At 41.1% G+C, this 16,623-nt stretch carries 16 protein-coding genes; 10 read left to right on the forward strand and 6 right to left on the reverse strand.

What is annotated here, in order from left to right; genetic code table 11:
• The first annotated feature begins 11 nt into the window (after nucleotides 1-11).
• The 3 genes from BMZ58_RS15460 to BMZ58_RS15470 all read left to right on the forward strand — a co-directional run bounded on the left by BMZ58_RS15460 (nucleotide 12) and on the right by BMZ58_RS15470 (nucleotide 2,849).
• Nucleotides 12-929: a PLP-dependent cysteine synthase family protein gene (locus BMZ58_RS15460; RefSeq protein WP_075037456.1), complete on the forward strand. Its 918-nt coding sequence runs from the start codon at nucleotides 12-14 to the stop codon at nucleotides 927-929.
• Nucleotides 930-933: 4 nt separating this feature from the next.
• Nucleotides 934-2,070 (forward strand): bifunctional cystathionine gamma-lyase/homocysteine desulfhydrase, encoded by a 1,137-nt coding sequence (locus BMZ58_RS15465; protein WP_075037457.1) that lies wholly within the window; start codon nucleotides 934-936, stop codon nucleotides 2,068-2,070.
• A 98-nt stretch (nucleotides 2,071-2,168) separates the two neighbouring features.
• Nucleotides 2,169-2,849: a TraR/DksA C4-type zinc finger protein gene (locus BMZ58_RS15470; RefSeq protein WP_075037458.1), complete on the forward strand. Its 681-nt coding sequence runs from the start codon at nucleotides 2,169-2,171 to the stop codon at nucleotides 2,847-2,849.
• 433 nt (nucleotides 2,850-3,282) lie between these two features.
• Here BMZ58_RS15470 and BMZ58_RS15475 read toward each other — a convergent pair whose 3' ends face one another.
• Together BMZ58_RS15475 and BMZ58_RS15480 are read right to left on the reverse strand one after the other, a co-directional pair.
• Entirely contained in the window at nucleotides 3,283-3,642 is a 360-nt protein-coding gene (locus tag BMZ58_RS15475; RefSeq protein ID WP_075037459.1) for a Lin0512 family protein, read from the reverse strand.
• 120 nt (nucleotides 3,643-3,762) lie between these two features.
• Entirely contained in the window at nucleotides 3,763-4,122 is a 360-nt protein-coding gene (locus BMZ58_RS15480; protein WP_075037460.1) for a Lin0512 family protein, read from the reverse strand.
• A gap of 198 nt (nucleotides 4,123-4,320) precedes the next feature.
• On the opposite strand from BMZ58_RS15480, the gene BMZ58_RS15485 reads away from it, so the two are divergent.
• From BMZ58_RS15485 to BMZ58_RS15500, 4 genes are all read left to right on the forward strand, one after another.
• A complete protein-coding gene (locus tag BMZ58_RS15485) occupies nucleotides 4,321-5,109 on the forward strand; it encodes an ABC transporter ATP-binding protein (protein WP_075037461.1) in 789 nt (262 codons plus the stop codon).
• A complete protein-coding gene (locus tag BMZ58_RS15490; protein ID WP_075037462.1) occupies nucleotides 5,093-5,851 on the forward strand; it encodes an ABC transporter permease in 759 nt (252 codons plus the stop codon). Before BMZ58_RS15485 ends, BMZ58_RS15490 begins: the two co-directional genes overlap by 17 nt.
• An 18-nt stretch (nucleotides 5,852-5,869) precedes the next feature.
• Complete coding sequence (locus BMZ58_RS15495; protein ID WP_075037463.1) at nucleotides 5,870-6,874, forward strand: ABC transporter substrate-binding protein; 1,005 nt, start codon at nucleotides 5,870-5,872, stop codon at nucleotides 6,872-6,874.
• A gap of 288 nt (nucleotides 6,875-7,162) precedes the next feature.
• Nucleotides 7,163-7,855 carry an RsiV family protein gene (locus tag BMZ58_RS15500; RefSeq protein ID WP_075037464.1) on the forward strand — a complete coding sequence of 231 codons (693 nt, stop codon included), beginning with the start codon at nucleotides 7,163-7,165 and terminating at the stop codon, nucleotides 7,853-7,855.
• Between the two features lie 136 nt (nucleotides 7,856-7,991).
• On the opposite strand, the gene BMZ58_RS15505 is transcribed toward BMZ58_RS15500, so the two are convergent.
• From BMZ58_RS15505 to BMZ58_RS15515, 3 genes are all read right to left on the reverse strand, one after another.
• Nucleotides 7,992-8,540, reverse strand: a complete 549-nt coding sequence (locus BMZ58_RS15505) for a GNAT family N-acetyltransferase (protein WP_075037465.1) — start codon at nucleotides 8,538-8,540, stop codon at nucleotides 7,992-7,994.
• Nucleotides 8,541-8,992: 452 nt separating this feature from the next.
• Nucleotides 8,993-10,114, reverse strand: a complete 1,122-nt coding sequence (locus tag BMZ58_RS15510) for an amidohydrolase (protein ID WP_075037505.1) — start codon at nucleotides 10,112-10,114, stop codon at nucleotides 8,993-8,995.
• A gap of 106 nt (nucleotides 10,115-10,220) precedes the next feature.
• Nucleotides 10,221-11,126 carry a TIGR01777 family oxidoreductase gene (locus BMZ58_RS15515; protein WP_075037466.1) on the reverse strand — a complete coding sequence of 302 codons (906 nt, stop codon included), beginning with the start codon at nucleotides 11,124-11,126 and terminating at the stop codon, nucleotides 10,221-10,223.
• A gap of 118 nt (nucleotides 11,127-11,244) precedes the next feature.
• Here BMZ58_RS15515 and recX point away from each other — a divergent pair, with 118 nt between their 5' ends.
• Complete coding sequence (gene recX, locus BMZ58_RS15520) at nucleotides 11,245-12,057, forward strand: recombination regulator RecX (RefSeq protein ID WP_075037467.1); 813 nt, start codon at nucleotides 11,245-11,247, stop codon at nucleotides 12,055-12,057.
• 412 nt (nucleotides 12,058-12,469) lie between these two features.
• Here recX and BMZ58_RS15525 read toward each other — a convergent pair whose 3' ends face one another.
• Complete coding sequence (locus BMZ58_RS15525) at nucleotides 12,470-13,288, reverse strand: HAD family hydrolase (RefSeq protein ID WP_075037468.1); 819 nt, start codon at nucleotides 13,286-13,288, stop codon at nucleotides 12,470-12,472.
• A 187-nt stretch (nucleotides 13,289-13,475) separates the two neighbouring features.
• On the opposite strand from BMZ58_RS15525, the gene glcT reads away from it, so the two are divergent.
• Nucleotides 13,476-14,318, forward strand: coding sequence for a glucose PTS transporter transcription antiterminator GlcT (glcT, locus tag BMZ58_RS15530; protein WP_075037469.1), 843 nt, complete (start codon nucleotides 13,476-13,478; stop codon nucleotides 14,316-14,318).
• 258 nt (nucleotides 14,319-14,576) lie between these two features.
• Nucleotides 14,577-16,613 carry a glucose-specific PTS transporter subunit IIBC gene (gene ptsG, locus BMZ58_RS15535; protein ID WP_075037470.1) on the forward strand — a complete coding sequence of 679 codons (2,037 nt, stop codon included), beginning with the start codon at nucleotides 14,577-14,579 and terminating at the stop codon, nucleotides 16,611-16,613.
• The last annotated feature ends 10 nt before the right edge of the window (nucleotides 16,614-16,623 follow it).

Raw genomic sequence — 16,623 nt, forward strand, 5'->3', positions numbered from 1 at the left:
ATGAGAATGCGATGGGTTACGTGAAGAACATACAGTCATTGATTGGTCAGACACCGATGATCGAACTCACTCATTCGGAGATCCCGAATCAAGCGAGGATTTTTGCCAAGCTTGAATTTATGAACCCAGGTGGTAGTATCAAAGACCGCCTGGGTTTAAAACTGATTGAGGATGCCTTAGAGAGGGGATTACTTGAGCCTGGCGGGACAATAATAGAACCGACGGCAGGGAACACAGGGATTGGTTTGGCTCTTGCTGCTATAGGTAAAGGATTTCGTGTCATTTTCGTAACACCTGAGAAGTTCAGCCAGGAGAAGCAAATGTTAATGCGCGCTCTAGGAGCTCAAGTAATCAATACACCTACGGAAAAAGGGATGAAAGGTGCGATTAAGAAAGCAGAACGTCTATCCCGAAATACTTCTAATTCCTTTAGTCCGCAACAGTTTAATAATCAGGCAAATCCTGCCGCCTACTATGAAACGCTTGGTCCTGAAATTTACAAAGATTTAAATGGAGACATCGATATTTTTGTAGCAGGAGCTGGAACTGGTGGTACATTCATGGGAGTCTCCAAATATTTGAAAGAACAAAATAATGGCATCAAAACAGTGATCGTGGAACCGGAAGGATCGATTCTGAATGGAGGAGAACCAGGTTCTCATAGGACAGAGGGGATAGGAATGGAATTTCTTCCTTTCTATATGGACACTAAGTACTTTGATGCCATTCATACCATTTCAGATGAATATGCTTTCCAACAGGTTAAGAAGCTGGCTCTGAACGAAGGTTTACTTGTGGCGAGTTCGTCAGGGGCTGTTTTTGAAGCGGCTTTAAGGGAAGCGTCCCAAGCACAGCCTGGAGCTAATATTGTCACAATTTTCCCGGATAGTAGTGAGCGGTATTTAAGTCAGGGAATTTACGAGGAGTGAAAAGATGAGAAAAAAAACACAGCTTATTCATGGTGGAATTACAGGGGATGAAAAAACGGGAGCAGTCAGTGTCCCCATTTATCAAGTCAGCACATATGCACAGGATGGGGTAGGCCAACACCGCGGTTATGAATATTCACGCACAGGTAATCCTACTCGTTTTGCATTGGAAGAGCTGATTAAAGAATTGGAAGGAGGACATAGAGGGTTTGCCTTCGGTTCAGGTATGGCTGCAATTACTGCTGTACTTATGACTTTTAACCACGGAGATCATGTGATTTTTACAGATGACGTATACGGCGGGACATACCGTCTCGTATCGAAAATCATCAACCGGTTCGGTCTTGAAGCAAGTTTTGTGGACACAAGTGATGTGAAAAATATTGAGGCGGCGATTACAGATCGAACGAAAGCTATCTATGTAGAGACGCCAACGAACCCACTTCTGAAAATCACTGATCTTGAAAAAGTATCAGAGCTCGCGAAACAAAAGGATTTAACTTTCATCGTTGATAATACATTCAGTACACCATATTGGCAAAATCCCATCGAATTTGGTGCAGACATTGTCTTGCATAGTGCTACGAAATATCTCGGTGGTCATAGTGATGTAGTAGCCGGTTTAGTTGTTGTCAATACTGAACAACTGGCGGAAGACGTACACTTCGTCTTGAACTCATCCGGGGGTATCCTCGGACCTCAAGATTCCTGGCTTTTAATGCGAGGAATCAAAACATTAGGGATTCGCATGGAAGAAATTGAGGAGAACACTCGTAAGTTTGTAGAGTTCTTAGAAGGTTTACCGGAAGTAACAAACATTTACTATCCAGGGATTGAAAATCATAGGGGTAATGATGTCCACCAGAAACAAGCTAGGGGAAATGGTGGTATGATCAGCTTTGACGTCGGAAGTGGCGAAAAAGCTGACAAGGTCCTTAGAAACGTGAAATATTTTACACTTGCAGAAAGCTTAGGTGCAGTCGAAAGCTTGATTTCTGTTCCAGCCATGATGACTCACGCTTCGATTCCGAAAGAGCGTCGAGCAGAGCTTGGTATTACCGATGGACTTGTTCGTGTATCCATTGGTCTTGAAGATATCGAGGATTTAAAGGAAGACTTTTTACAGGCACTAAGAAAATAATGTTGGAGGAGCACTGGCTTACGTTAGTGCTCCTTTTTGCATAGGTCCTGATCGCCTGAGCAAACTAGAAAGGAAAACCGATCAGGAGTGAAAAATAAATGGACTATACACATTATAAAAAGCAATTGGAAGAGCGTAAAAGAGAGATTGAACAACGGTTGATTGATAATAATCATTTTGGTTTAGAAACAGGGTTTGCCAGTGATATGGCATCAGGGGAATTGTCGCAATATGATAACCACCCGGCTGATTCAGGTACGGAACTTTATGAGCGGGAAAAAGATATTGCTTTGCTCGGACATTTGAAAGAGGAATTATCGGACATTCAATATTCACTAAAACAAATGCAGAAAGGAACCTATGGGGTTTGTGAAGAAACGGGGAAACAGATTCCAAAGGATAGATTGGATGCTATTCCGACTGCAAGGACAATTGCGAAGGCTTCATCGAATCAAGATATATCAGGTGATCGACCAGTGGAAGAAGAGGTGCTTACCGATTTAGAAAATAACTATGGTCGTGACGCAGACGATCCTGAATACAATGAGCAGAATGTGTATGAGCAAGTGGCTTCTTTTAATCAGAGCAGCATGACTTATGATGATTCATCTTTGATGGATAACCAGGATGGTGTTGGCTATGTAGAAGAATTCGAGCCTTTTGTCTCTACGGATATGCACGGTTACACAGGCTCTGACAGAGTAAGCTTTCAACGCAATGAGCATTATGATAAATACATGGATAGTCAAGATGAAGCAGAAGATACAGAAACGTACTAACAAACAAAACGCCAGGACAATTGCCCTGGCGTTTTGCACTCTTCTGCCCACAAAAGCTCCCTATTCTTGAAGACTCAGTTTCGAGACTTTAGGGGGAGTTTAGGGTCTACGGGAAAAGGTTCGCTTTCCGTGGGGCGGGCGGTGAGCCTCCTCGAGCTAAAGCCTCTGCGGGGTCTCACCTGTCCCGCAGATCCCACAGGAGTCTCACCGTTTCCCTCCGCCCCCTTTCCATGATAAGTATCTCGAAACCTTCTTCAAGTAAAGGAAGCAGCATGATGTAATTGAAAATGCGGTAATCACAAGCTTGAAGTGCTATTCTCCCTCTACTTATGGGAGGGTTATTGTTAGGCGATTTCGAGTAACCCTTATTCGCAATAAAAGTCTCGAAATCTAGTCTTCCGGAATACTGCCATATTGTTGAATAATTTTACTATTAATAGCCCACTTCTACTGCTGCGTTGACAATATACATCAAGTCGTTTTTATCTTCTTTTTCTTCTAAGACAATTCCACTCGTTGTGAGCATACCGCCTTCCATCACTTCAATGTTCACTTCTCCGTATGGAATAGCCCCTTTCACTTTTTCGTAATCAATTTTGTCTAAGTCGCAAGGCACAGCCAATTTTACGTTTATTTTCATATTGTCTAATGATTGTTCAGGAAGTACAGATCGGATACCAGGCATGGAATTCGTATGTATCGCATTTTTGATAGCCCTTACGGAAGCTTTTGTCACATTCTGGCCGTGGACATCGGTTCCCATTCCAGTTTGAATAAACATTAATTTTTCCATTTTAATACCACCTTTTTCTTTTTCTTCATAATATCACAGTGAACTGCACCTTCCTTGATGTAGTATCATTTTAGCGACAAAAAATAAAAGCCAGGGGGCTAATCCCTGGCTTGTGTTTGGTTAGTACCCTACTTCTACGGAAGCATTGACGATATACATTTGATCGTTATGGTCTCCCTCTTCATTTAAAGCGACCCCACTTGTCGTGCGCATTCCACCATCCAATAACTCAACTTCAACTTCTCCATATGGAATAGCTTCTTTGACTTTTGTGTGATCTAATTCATCAAGATCGCAAGGCAAGGCCAGTTTAACAGTGGTTTTCATATTCTCCATAGACTTTTCTGGTAAAGCTTCCTGAACACCCGGCATAGAGTTTGAATGGATTGCGTTCTCAATGGCACGAACGGATGCCTTTGTAATATTTTGACCGTGGACATCAATACCAGTACCTGTTTGAATAAAAATAATTTGATCCATGTGATAACCACCCTTCTGTTCTTTTCTTATTATTTGTATAACACATAATAAAGGAGTTGAAACGTGTAAGAGATAAAGGGTAGAGATGGAAACACCACAATTACATTGACACATTATTCTGCCCAACTGTATAATTTAATAATATAAATATAAAGCATACTATTTCGATAGGAATTATGTTGATAAGGGTGTGGCATATTGTTTTTAAAGATGGAGGAAGTCGGAAAGACCTTTAACGATAAACAAAAGGAAAGCTTTGAGGTCTTTTCTGGAATTGATCTAGATATTTCAGAAAACCAATTTGTGTCACTGCTTGGTCCGTCGGGTTGTGGAAAATCAACACTGTTGTCAATGGTTGCGGGACTAGAAGAAGTCACTTCAGGATCGATTAAATTAGAAGGAAATCCTATCAAAAAGGCAGGACCTGACCGTGGGATGGTGTTTCAGCAGCCATCGTTGTTTCCTTGGCTGAATGTGAAAGAAAATGTTCTTTTCCCCCTTAAGGGACAATGGTCAAAAAAAGAGAGTGAGGAACGGGCTGACCGCTTTTTACAAATGGTTCATTTAAGTAGGTTCAAACAGAGCTACACGCATGAGCTATCTGGGGGAATGCAACAACGAGTTGCTATTGCAAGAGCGCTTGCAATGGATCCTAAAGTTCTGTTAATGGATGAACCGTTCGGTGCCCTTGATGAACAGACGCGACATATTCTTCATGAAGAATTGATGAAGATTTGGCAGGAAACTCAAAAAACGATTTTATTCGTTACACATAGTATTCAAGAAGCCATCAAATTATCAGACAGAGTTATCGTAATGGGAACTCGTCCAGGTCGCATTATTGCTGATTTTTACATTGATATACCGAGACCTCGAAAGCGTGACGATGAAAAAGTCATCGAAATGGAGCGGAAAGTGATGGATTTGCTTGAAGGTGAAATCAATAAAGTTTTGAAGGAAGAACTTAGTCATGAAGTTAGCCATTAAGAGAATTGCATTTTTAGTCATTATATTAGGCATTTGGCAGTTGGTTTTTTCTGCTGGGGTGTTTGAAGATATCGTGTTCCCTTCACCAGTAAAAGTTTCTACTGCGCTCTATGAAGGTTTTGTAGATGGTGACTTTATGAAGGCTTTAGGAGCCAGTTTCCGACATTTGTTTATGGGGTTATCCCTAGCCATTTTATTTGGGACGATAATAGGTGTTCTTCTGGGGAAATCGAAACAGGCTGATGAAACAGCGGGGATGTACCTGATTGCTTTACAAAGTATACCGAGCATTGTATGGGTGCCACTTGCTATCATGCTTTTCGGTTTTTCGGAATTCGCTGTCGTCTTTGTTGTTGTGCTAGGTGGTACATTCGTTATGGCTCTGAATGTTCGAACAGCGATTCACAGTGTCCCTCCACAATTGGTCCGCGCGGCAAGAACCATGGGGACGAACGGGATTCCATTGTTTTTCCGTGTGGAGATCCCTTCCAGTATACCTTATTTTATGACTGGAATTCGCTTAGCGTGGGCGTTCAGTTGGAGAGCGCTTATGGCAGGGGAACTATTAAGTAATGGCCCTGGACTGGGATACTCTTTACGTTATGCCCAGGATTACGCTCGTATGGATCAAGTTATTGCCATCATTATCATAATTGGTGTCATTGGTGCGGTCGTCGATCAGATTGTCTTTTCACGACTTGAGAGAAATGTTAGAAAACGTTGGGGATTAGCGAAATCATAAAGTAGGAGATGAGGAGAAATGAAAAAATGGTTGTCCTTTTTAGCTATACCTTTGTTAAGTTTGGTGTTGGCTGCTTGTGGCAGTGATGCAGGTGCATCAGAAGAAAGTGAAGAGGGAGATAAGATTACCATTGGATACTTCCCAAATATTAACCACGTAGCAGGTATGGTTGCCGAAACACAGGATTTGTATACAGAAACTCTACCAGATGGAACCGAAGTGGAGTATCAATACTTTCCTGATGGTTCTTCTTTCATGACAGCGATTGAAACCGGAGATATTCAAGGCGGGCTTGTTGGACCTGGACCTGCGATGAACCACTTCACGAGCGGTGCGAAAATAAATGTCGTGGCGGCTGGTTCTACTGGTGGTACTGTGATCATGGCTAGAGAAGGAGCGGGGGTTGATTCTCCTGAAGACTTAGCTGGTAAAACATTTGTGTCTCCGCGTGTCGGATGTACCCATGATGTGCAATTTGAAACGATGATGAAAGAAGAATACGGATTGACTTCTGATCGTATTGGTGGCGAAATGAAGCATGTAACTGGAAAACCTGCGACATATGCAAGCTTGTTTGAAACAGGTAATGTCGATGTAGCCACAGTCCCGGAACCATGGGCCTCCTCCATTGAAGCACAAGGCAGCGGTGAAGTCCTTGTGGATACTCCTGATGTAGCTTATGGTGAGACGTTGCCTGCAGCTGTTTTCGTTACTTCACAAAAGTTGGTGGATGAAGATCCAGAACTTGTTGAAAGTATTGTAGGAGCACATAAAAAAGCGACAGATTTTATTAATGAAAACCCAGAAGAAGCTAAACAAATCGCTATTGATAAAATCAAGGATATAACAGACCAAGAACTTTCTAAAGAAGTTATTGACAATGCATGGGAGAGAATCAACTTCACTTATGATGTGCAGGAAGAACACTTGCAAGAATTTGCTAACTCCTCTTATGACCTTGAATTTTTGAAGGAAAAGCCTGATTTGACTGGGCTTGTAGATACAAGTTTCATCGAAGAATAAATGAAAAAGAGACGAAGGTGTTCCTTTCGTCTCTTTTTTTTTGCCTTAATTAGTGAAGGCTTTTTTTCTTGACTCCTTCAAAACCGATTTTTAAACCTCTCTATTGCGCAATGCAAAGTGAAATAAGGCGGGCATTTTAATGTATCGGAAATAAACCTTCGAGGGATTTATCCGAAATTCCCTTAGTTGTAATATAAAAACGTTGGAAAAAGCCTCGAAAAAATTCTCCTTCCAGCCCATTAGTTTTCAATAAATAGGTGAGACTAACAAGTACAGGAGGGATAAGCATTGAAACCTTGGTTTATTGTTTTCGTGGCACTTACGATGCTTTTCATTCAGTCTCAACCGGTGGCAGCAGTTAATCCATATAAAATTGTCCATAAAGATCAAGTAGCTGAAGATTGGGAAGTTCATGTGGATTATCCGTTATTTGAAGGTCTGGAAAGTAAGGATCTTCAAGATACAGTAAATCATCAAATTGTTCAAAAACTTGAAGAAACTTTCCGAAGAGTGAAGAGGGGAGCGGGGGAAATGATGGGGATGCCTTATCTTTATTATGAAGAGACCTCTGTTTTTAAGGAGGAAGATTTTTATTCTGTCGTCATGACCTCTCATATATCAAGAGGGGAGCGTTATAATTCAACGGTCACTTCCATCAATTTTAATGATGAAAGAGGGGGAGCCGTTAAGAAATTGGCAGATATCGTTCACATCGATCGTCTCAATAAGGAAGTGAAAAAGGTGTTGGAAACCGATCCTGATTTGTATTCAAAGGAGCCATTTGCCGGTGTTCGTGACAATACCGCTTTTTATTTGGAGGATGATAAAATCGTTCTTGTGTTTAACAAGTTTGAAGTAGCGGCAGGGGTACATGGCACACCGGAAATACCAATTCCGTTAAAAGGAATATTAAAGGAGGAGATGGATAAAAAGGAAGCGCCTTTACCATCTTACACTACTTATCCACAGGTGGAATATTGATAGGAGTACGGTTCCTTTTTTTACATCATCCAATAGGATTTAACCTATTGATTCATATTGGTTCCTTGTAAGTGACATGAGAAAGCACGGGAAAGTATATCTGTTTATTTGTTAAAAAAGAAGCATGAGCTACTGCTTATGCTTCTAACATTTCTTCCTCTTTTTGTTCACCATAATAATGAAACAAGTATTGGTCTTTCGTAATAACATATAGGTCATATACATCTTCGTCACGATTGATCCACGAAAATACATCTGGGTAGGAGACATTACCCTGTGATACATAAGGAATCTTCAATGCTGCTTTCAATGAACGAATATTGCTCCTGCGAATTTTCATGAATACCGCTTCAATACCCAACTGAAAGAACAACTCTTCGAAGAAAGCTTCCTTAGCCATCTGGTTGTAGCCTTTTCCGAAAAAAGGACGACCAATCCATGTAGCTAAGAAACCTTTGTTATCTTGAATATCAAATAAATTAATTGTGCCGATCGGTTGTGCCCACTCATCAAGGATGGTTCGTGAAATCAGCTCACCCCGATCTTCTGCTTCTATCGTCTGTTTAGTCAAAAAATAAAACTCATCGCTTGATGCCGCTTTGTGGCGTACATAAGGGAAAACTTCTGGGTGAATCATTAAATCAAATAAAACCGGGGCGTCATGTAAATCACGTTTTTTTAGCATAAAAATCCCTCCTTGAATGAGGAGGGTGATCCAAAACGCATAGGAAATAGGCGTCTACTGGCCGGTTTTGGCCACCCTCGAATTTTTATCAATTGCACACAAAAATTCGGGGTGGGAATCGAACCCACTAGAACCAGTGTAATTACTGGTGGCGCACCATTTGCCTTCCCTACGCGAAAAACTTATAAAGTATCATCTAAACTTATAATAATCCAAACCTCAAAAAAAGTGAACGAAATTTTTGTAAAAACTATGTGGAAATTTTTGTAGAATAGGTAACGTTTTTTAAACGATAAAAAACCGGATGACCGACAAGTAGTTGATCGGGAAAGTTTTATATTATTCCCTTTACACGCATAATCTTTTTGTTGATTCTTGTTTATTAACACGGACATGGAATTTTTCCAACATGAGAAAACACCGGAAGCTTTTCCGGTGTTTAGGTTGTTCCTTTATTCCTGGAAATATACCATTTTTCCATCAATCATCGTCCAGATAGGCTTAGATAAATATTCGAAAGGATGACCGCTCCACAAAACAAGGTCAGCATCTTTCCCTTTTTCAATGGACCCGACACGATCATCCACGCCAAGGTTTTTAGCAGGAGTTATCGTGATTCCTCTCAAGGCATCTTCTATGTCCAATCCTTCCCGGGCAGCTAAGGCTGCACATATATTCAAGTATTGTATCGGTGTGTAAGGATGGTCTGTGGTAATGGAGACGCGAATACCGTAATCATGCAATACTTTGTACGTTTGCCACGTCTTATTACGAAGTTCGATTTTTGATGCACGGGTGAATGTCGGTCCAACAGATACCTGCAGATCTCTGCCAGCCAATTCATCTGCTATCAAATGCCCTTCTGTACAATGCTCTATTCTTAAATCAAGGTCGAATTCATCAGCGAAACGTAAAGCTGTGATAATGTCATCTGCACGGTGAGCATGAATACGCACAGGGATCTCTTTATTTAAAGCTTGAAGTATCGGTTTGACCCGTAAATTAGGTTCAGGATCTTTCATCGCAGCATAAAATGTTTCTCTTAATGTACCCATGATTCCAAGCCTGGTAATGGATGCATTCTTCGATTGGGAGTGAATTCGTTTAGGGTTTTCACCAAGAGCTAACTTTAACCCCGCTGTCTGTCTAAGGATCATATGGTTAATCGTGTGGCCTACGGTTTTGATTACTGAGGTTGTACCTCCAATCATGTTCGCACTGCCTGGCATAATATGTGCCGTAGTGACGCCTGCTTTTCGAGCAGAGAAAAAAGCTGGATCAAGGGGGTGGGCGCCATCAATCGCTCTCAGATGAGGAGTAATTGCCTCAATCGTTTCATTTGCATCGCTCCCTGCCCATCCTGTTCCTTCATCATAAAGTCCAAGATGTGTATGGACATCAATAAACCCCGGATATAAGTCGAGTCCTTTACCATCGATATACTCAGCCTGTTCTGGCAATTTGATATCTTTTCCGTAATCATAAATCTTTCCATCGACGATATGGACATAGCCATTCTTGATAGAAGCAGATGTAATGGGGTGGATATGGACATTTTTTATGACAGTATTCATAGACATACAGCCTTTCCTTCAATATATCCTTATTATACTTGATTTTTAAAGTTTGGAGCATTAAAAAGGAACAAAGCATCAGAATTGGCTTTGTTCCTTTCGACATTTATTCCTTTACTATAGATTTCAAGGCTGGTGTTAATTCTGGATAGAGGTAGGCATAACCGTGGGCCATTGCTTTTTTAGGGATGACACATTGACCATCCAAAAGAAGTGTACTCATATCCCCAAGGGCCGCCTTAAGGGCGAAAGAGGGGGCGGTCAGCCAGTGTGGCCTTTGCAATACATTACCTAATGCTTCGCCGAAGTCTTTATTCCTTTTTGGATTGGGGGCTGTGCCGTTTATGGGGCCATTAATATCCTTATTATGAATTGCATAATCCAGTAAACCTACGACATCCTCTATATGAATCCAGGACATCCACTGTTCCCCAGAACCTAGATTCCCGCCGATCATAAGCTTGTAGGGTAACATCATTTTCGGTAAGGCACCCTTCTTGCCTAAAATGATGCCAAACCTCACAAAGACAGTCCGCACACCTTTTTCAGCTGCTTGGGAAGCCCGTTCCTCCCATTCCACCACCACATTTGCCAAGAAATCCTTTCCTGGTTCTGTTGTTTCTTCTGTGAAGGTCTTTGTGTTAGATTGGCCATAGTAACCAACAGCTGAAGCGTTTACAAGTACTTCTGGTTTTTCTGGAAGAGCATCAATCAAATCGATTACACTTTCAGTCGCCTGGATGCGACTATTGATAATGGATTGTTTCCTTTCCTCGGTCCACCGTCCGCTGTTCAATGACTCACCAGCTAAATTAACGATGGCATCTAAAACGGGGAGTTCTTTCTCAGGATGGTGCTCCTTTTTCAACCAACCAACATACGTAACTTGCTCCGAATTTGTGTGGTCCTCAGGACTTCTGGTCAGTATGTACACATGGTGTCCCTCTCTTTTTAACTGCTCCGTTAATACAGTACCCACAAAGCCTGTGCCGCCTGTAATTGCTATTTTCATCGTCATTCCTCCTGCGGTAATAGTTTTTCAACACTTTACTCTACCTTTGATTATTTTACGGTGATTATTCATGTGCCCGATCGCTTCCACATGGTAAAATGAACAAGAGGTGAAGCGAATGGCTAAACTTACGAAAATAACTACTCAGAAAAAGCACAAAAGTCGCTACAACATTTTTTTAGATAAAGGCAATGGAGAAGAGTATGGTTTCAGTGTTGATGAAGATGTTCTCGTTAAATATCGGCTTCAGAAAAATATGGACCTTGATGATGCTACGATTAATGCCTTGGTTCAAACAGACACGCTTCATAAATCCTATACCCTTGCTATCAATTATTTAAGCTATCGTATGCGCTCCGAGAAAGAAATACGTGATTATTTAAAAGACAAAGAAGCGGACCCTGAACATATAGAAGAAATTATAAAAAAATTACATCAGGAACGGTTGCTTGATGATCAAGAGTTTGCAAATTCGCTTGTGAGAACAAGGATCATGACTTCAAGTAAAGGGCCGCTTTTGTTAAAGAAAGAGTTGTTAGATAAAGGGGTATCAGCGTTAAAGGCAGACGAAGCCATCACCCTATACTCATTTGACAAACAGTATGAAAAGGCTTTGAAATTTGCGGAAAAAAAAATGAGGAATGATGGGCGGAAATCCTACCGCCAACAAATTCAAAATGTCCAGCAGACCTTGATGCAAAAAGGTTTCCAGGGGGACGTCATCCAGGAAGTACTTGTTAACCTGCCTGAAGAGGAGGATGAAAATACGGAATGGGAAGCGGTCGTTTATCAAGGGGAAAAGTTACTCCGTAAGTTTCAACCTAAGACGGAAGGGTATGAGTTGAAACAGAAAGTTAAGTCTGGATTGTACAGAAAAGGGTTTCCCTTTGATTTGATTGACCGTTTTATAGAAGAGTATATTGACGTTTAAAACAAGGACTCTCTATCATCCCCCTCTTCCATATAGGCCCTTTAGTGGAAGACTCAGTTTCGAGATGTTTCCGGGGGTTGTTGCCGTGTTGGGTGTCAGGGGGTGTTGGGAAGCTACTCGCTTTCCTGTGGGGGAACTGGCGAGCTTCCTTCTTCCACGGGAGTCTCAGCTTCCCCACCACCCCATTCGATGGAGGTGAGAAACGACCCCTTTACCAAGATGGGACGCCTTCCCCACACTCATCAGCAGATATAAAGCGCTCTATATCATGCTTTCCCGCATTGGATGACCATAGGGGCTTATATATTATCCCCGCAGCCCCATCCACAAAAGTATCGAAACTGAGTCTTATAGAATACTGCCCTATAGTTGAATTGGATTTTTGAGGATATAAAAAGAACAAGCCGTTGACTTAGATGTCAGCAGCTTGCTCTTTTTTGGTTAATAGCCCTTTTTTATCAAGGTCCTCGATAGCTTCATGGACGTGAGCAACGACTGTGCCTGCATGTGATTTGACATCCTCATGTGCCGTTGACATTACATAACTGTGTGGAGTCATTTCAAACATACTCACGTCATTGAAAGAGTCTCCAACACAAGCGATTTCTTCTGGTTTAATTTCTAGTCCTTCTATCAATTTATGGAGGCCACTTTGTTTATTAATGGATTTTGGCATGATGTCAACACATGTTTCGTGAGAGATGAAACTGTCGACTTCTTCACCAAAGGTTTCTTTGACCTTTTTTGCGACCTTTATGACATCCTCTTCTTTGCCGTGCAATGTAATTTTTGAAGGTTTTACACTTTTACCGACTTTGTCGTTCAAATCAGGAGTGACAAGAATATCATGGAACATTTGTTCAGAAATCAACTTAAGGAATTCATTTGATTCTTTAGTGAACGTCTGGTCAGCTGTAGAGACTGTTTTGATCATTGGTTCGTCATCAATCGTGTCAATGATGCGTTTTGCTAATTCATCTTCAAATATCTTTTCATGGATTGGTGCATCTTGATTATTAAATACATATGCACCGTTTTGGCTTACACGGTGGCCATTAACCCCTACACGCTTAAGTACTTCAGCAATCTCGTGGTCCATTCGACCAGATGCTACTGCGAGAGGAGTTCCCTGTTCAATCATCCGTTTCAGTGCGTCGATATCTTCATTTTTTATATAATGATCTACACCGAGTAGTGTACCATCAAGGTCTGTAACAAACAGTTTAATCATAATAAATCTCCTTCCATAGATGACGATTTTAAATCACCTAAATGATTGTACACGACGTAATCGCTTTCACACAAAGGAGAAAGCCTCCTATATAGTCTAACCTCTTGTAAAAAATACAAATCAAATATAGGATATAAATTATGAGATGACTGAAAACGCTTTTAATGTAATTAAGTGGGGGACCCATATGGAACAGCAGTTAAAGATAAAAAAAGTACTCAATAATAATGTTGTCATAGCTGCCCACCCAACCTACGAGGAAGTGGTGTTGATTGGAAAGGGCATTGGATTTAATCGTAAACATGGCGATGAAATCTCATTTGACAAAGCAGATAAAACCTTTTTGTTAAGTAATGAGCAGGAGAAAGAACAGTATGTGAGTTTGTTGCCCTATATTGATGAAAACTTGATTGATTTTATGAACGACATTCTTTTGCATATAGAAGCACGGATGGGGCAGGAATTAAATCAACACATTCATGTTGCGCTAACCGATCACTTGGCTTTTGCCATTAAGCGCGCGAAGCAGGACCTTCAGTTTTCGAATCCATTTTTATTAGAGATAGAGTCCCTCTATCCAAAGGAATATCAAATCGCCATGGAAGTCGTAACAATGATTTATGATAAAATGGCGATTCAGTTCCCAGAAGGAGAAGTAGGATTCATTGCCCTCCATATCCACAGTGCAGTTACGGACAAGACATTGAGAGAGATAAACAAACACAATTACCTCATTACACATCTCGTTCGGCTAGTGGAAGAAACGATGGATATAACAATAGATAAAAACAGTGTTGATTATCACAGACTTGTTCAACATTTACATCGTGCAATTGACCGGGTTTACCAAAATGAACACGTCGGTGATGAAATTCGCTTAGCTAACATGTTGAAAGAAGAATATCCAGTATGCTATAATTTAGCCTGGAAATTGATTAAAGTGATGCAAAAACAGTTGAATAAACCTGTTGATGAATCGGAAGCTATTTACTTGACGATTCATCTGCAACGTTTAACCCATAAACCCTAATACGTACGTGTTACTGACACGATCAGGCATGAGTACATGAAGGTGAATTGGTTATCATAGGGATAGGTCTATCCTTTAGTAACTAATAACCTCGTGTGCTCATGTCTTTTTTACGTCTTACCGGTTAGTCACGCTGCTTTCATCCATAGTTGTGTCTATATGCAGGCATATAGTTTTTACTTTTGCAAACGTTTTATTTTTCTGACAAATGTTTTTATGGGGTTGACTGTTGTGTCACAAAATAAAGGAGGAGACAAAATGTTCAAGAATGCTTTCGGCACCTTGCAAAAAGTCGGTAAAGCTTTGATGACTCCTGTCGCATTGTTACCGGCGGCCGGGATTTTACTAGCCTTTGGTACAAGCTTTGCACAAGACAATTTTGTTGATAAAGTGCCATTTTTCGGAACTCCATGGGTGCAAACATTGCTCCAGGTAATGGCTGAAGCCGGTGGAGTTGTATTTGATAACTTGCCGCTGCTATTCGCTGTCGGTGTTGCCATCGGTCTTGCTAAAGGTGATGGAGTAGCTGGTCTTGCAGCTATAATCGGTTATTTGATTATGAATGTCGTCATGGGGGTTCTGGGGAATGTCGATGCCGATATGGTTTCAGATCCTGCATATGCAGAGGTACTTGGGATACCGACACTTCAAACAGGAGTGTTTGGTGGTATTATCGTCGGTATATTAGCTGCTTCGCTTTATAATCGATTTTTTGATATCGAATTACCGCAATTCCTTGGATTCTTTGCTGGTAAACGTTTCGTACCAATCATTACAGCTTTTAGTTCCCTGTTCCTTGGGATTATTATGTTATGGATATGGCCATTTGCTCAAAATGGTTTGAATGCTCTTTCCCATTTAATGCTAGAAGGGAATCAGACAATTTCTGCATTTTTCTTCGGTTTAATTGAGCGTTCTTTGATTCCGTTCGGTCTACACCACATTTTCTATTCACCGTTCTGGTTTGAGTTTGGTTCCTACACAAACGCCGCAGGTGATATTATTCGGGGGGACCAAACGATTTTCTTCGAACAATTGAAAGATGGTGTCGAATTCACTGCTGGGACATTCATGGTTGGTAAATTCCCATTCATGATGTTTGGATTACCAGCTGCCGCACTTGCGATCTATCACACAGCGAAGCCTGAACGTAAAAAGGTTGTGGGTGGAATCATGGCTTCAGCTGCCTTGACCTCATTTTTAACAGGGATCACTGAACCAATTGAGTTTTCTTTCCTATTCGTTGCACCATTATTATTTGCGATTCATGCTGTCTTTGCAGGTTTTTCTTTCATGGTTATGGAGATTCTTGGAGTTAAAATTGGTCAAACCTTCTCAGGTGGTCTCATTGACTTTATTCTGTTCGGTATATTACCAAACCGTACCGACTGGTGGTGGGTCATCATTGTTGGTCTGATTTTCTCTGTGATTTACTATTTCGGCTTCCGTTGGGCAATCCTCAAGTTCAACTTGGCGACACCTGGACGGGAAGACGAAGCACAGGATAATGAAGAAGACGGAGAAGTCGGTGACTTACCATTTGAAATTCTTGAAGCAATGGGTGGGCAAGAGAACATTGATCACCTTGATGCTTGTATTACAAGATTACGTGTATCTGTTAATGATAAGGAAAACGTAAACAAGAACCGTCTGAAAAAACTCGGAGCTTCTGGAGTAATGGAAGTTGGTAACAATATACAAGCGATTTTCGGACCAGTTTCTGACACTTTGCGTGGGCAAATGCAAGATATCATCGATGGTAAAACCCCTCGATCCAGAAATGATGCTTCTGAAGTCAAGAATGATGAGAAGCAGGCAGAAGCACCTGTGGCTGCAGGTGACTTGGAATTTGTAAGTCCGATTAAAGGTAAAATCATGCCGATTTCAGAAGTGCCAGACCAGGTGTTCTCTGGTAAGATGATGGGGGATGGCTTTGCAATTGAGCCGAAAGATGGTAATATTAATTCGCCGGTAAACGGTAAAGTCTTGAACGTTTTCCCTACGAAGCATGCTATCGGACTTGAGGCCGATAATGGAATGGAAATTCTCATCCATATCGGAATAGATACGGTAGGTCTTAAAGGGGAAGGGTTTACAGCTAAAATTGCTGAAGGTGATGAAGTGAAGCAAGGACAAGCGTTAATGGAAGTGGACTTAGATTACGTTAAAGAAAATGCACCATCCGTTGTTACACCGATTGTCTTCACAAACCTTCAAGAAGGACAGTCTGTAAACATCAAGGCTACAGGTGAAGTTAATCACAATGACCCAGATATCATTGAAATTAAAGAATAAAGAGGAGAGT

Origin of the sequence: Halobacillus dabanensis (assembly GCF_900114165.1) — a bacterium.
Lineage (GTDB): Bacteria > Bacillota > Bacilli > Bacillales > Halobacillaceae > Halobacillus > Halobacillus dabanensis.

Coding starts and splice junctions, on each gene's coding strand:
- BMZ58_RS15460 (WP_075037456.1), top strand. CDS start 12: ATGGGTTACGTGAAGAACATACAGTCATTGATTGGTCAGACACCGATG.
- BMZ58_RS15465 (WP_075037457.1), top strand. CDS start 934: ATGAGAAAAAAAACACAGCTTATTCATGGTGGAATTACAGGGGATGAA.
- BMZ58_RS15470 (WP_075037458.1), top strand. CDS start 2,169: ATGGACTATACACATTATAAAAAGCAATTGGAAGAGCGTAAAAGAGAG.
- BMZ58_RS15475 (WP_075037459.1), bottom strand. CDS start 3,642: ATGGAAAAATTAATGTTTATTCAAACTGGAATGGGAACCGATGTCCAC.
- BMZ58_RS15480 (WP_075037460.1), bottom strand. CDS start 4,122: ATGGATCAAATTATTTTTATTCAAACAGGTACTGGTATTGATGTCCAC.
- BMZ58_RS15490 (WP_075037462.1), top strand. CDS start 5,093: ATGAAGTTAGCCATTAAGAGAATTGCATTTTTAGTCATTATATTAGGC.
- BMZ58_RS15495 (WP_075037463.1), top strand. CDS start 5,870: ATGAAAAAATGGTTGTCCTTTTTAGCTATACCTTTGTTAAGTTTGGTG.
- BMZ58_RS15505 (WP_075037465.1), bottom strand. CDS start 8,540: ATGCTAAAAAAACGTGATTTACATGACGCCCCGGTTTTATTTGATTTA.
- BMZ58_RS15510 (WP_075037505.1), bottom strand. CDS start 10,114: ATGAATACTGTCATAAAAAATGTCCATATCCACCCCATTACATCTGCT.
- BMZ58_RS15515 (WP_075037466.1), bottom strand. CDS start 11,126: ATGAAAATAGCAATTACAGGCGGCACAGGCTTTGTGGGTACTGTATTA.
- recX (WP_075037467.1), top strand. CDS start 11,245: ATGGCTAAACTTACGAAAATAACTACTCAGAAAAAGCACAAAAGTCGC.
- BMZ58_RS15525 (WP_075037468.1), bottom strand. CDS start 13,288: ATGATTAAACTGTTTGTTACAGACCTTGATGGTACACTACTCGGTGTA.
- glcT (WP_075037469.1), top strand. CDS start 13,476: ATGGAACAGCAGTTAAAGATAAAAAAAGTACTCAATAATAATGTTGTC.
- ptsG (WP_075037470.1), top strand. CDS start 14,577: ATGTTCAAGAATGCTTTCGGCACCTTGCAAAAAGTCGGTAAAGCTTTG.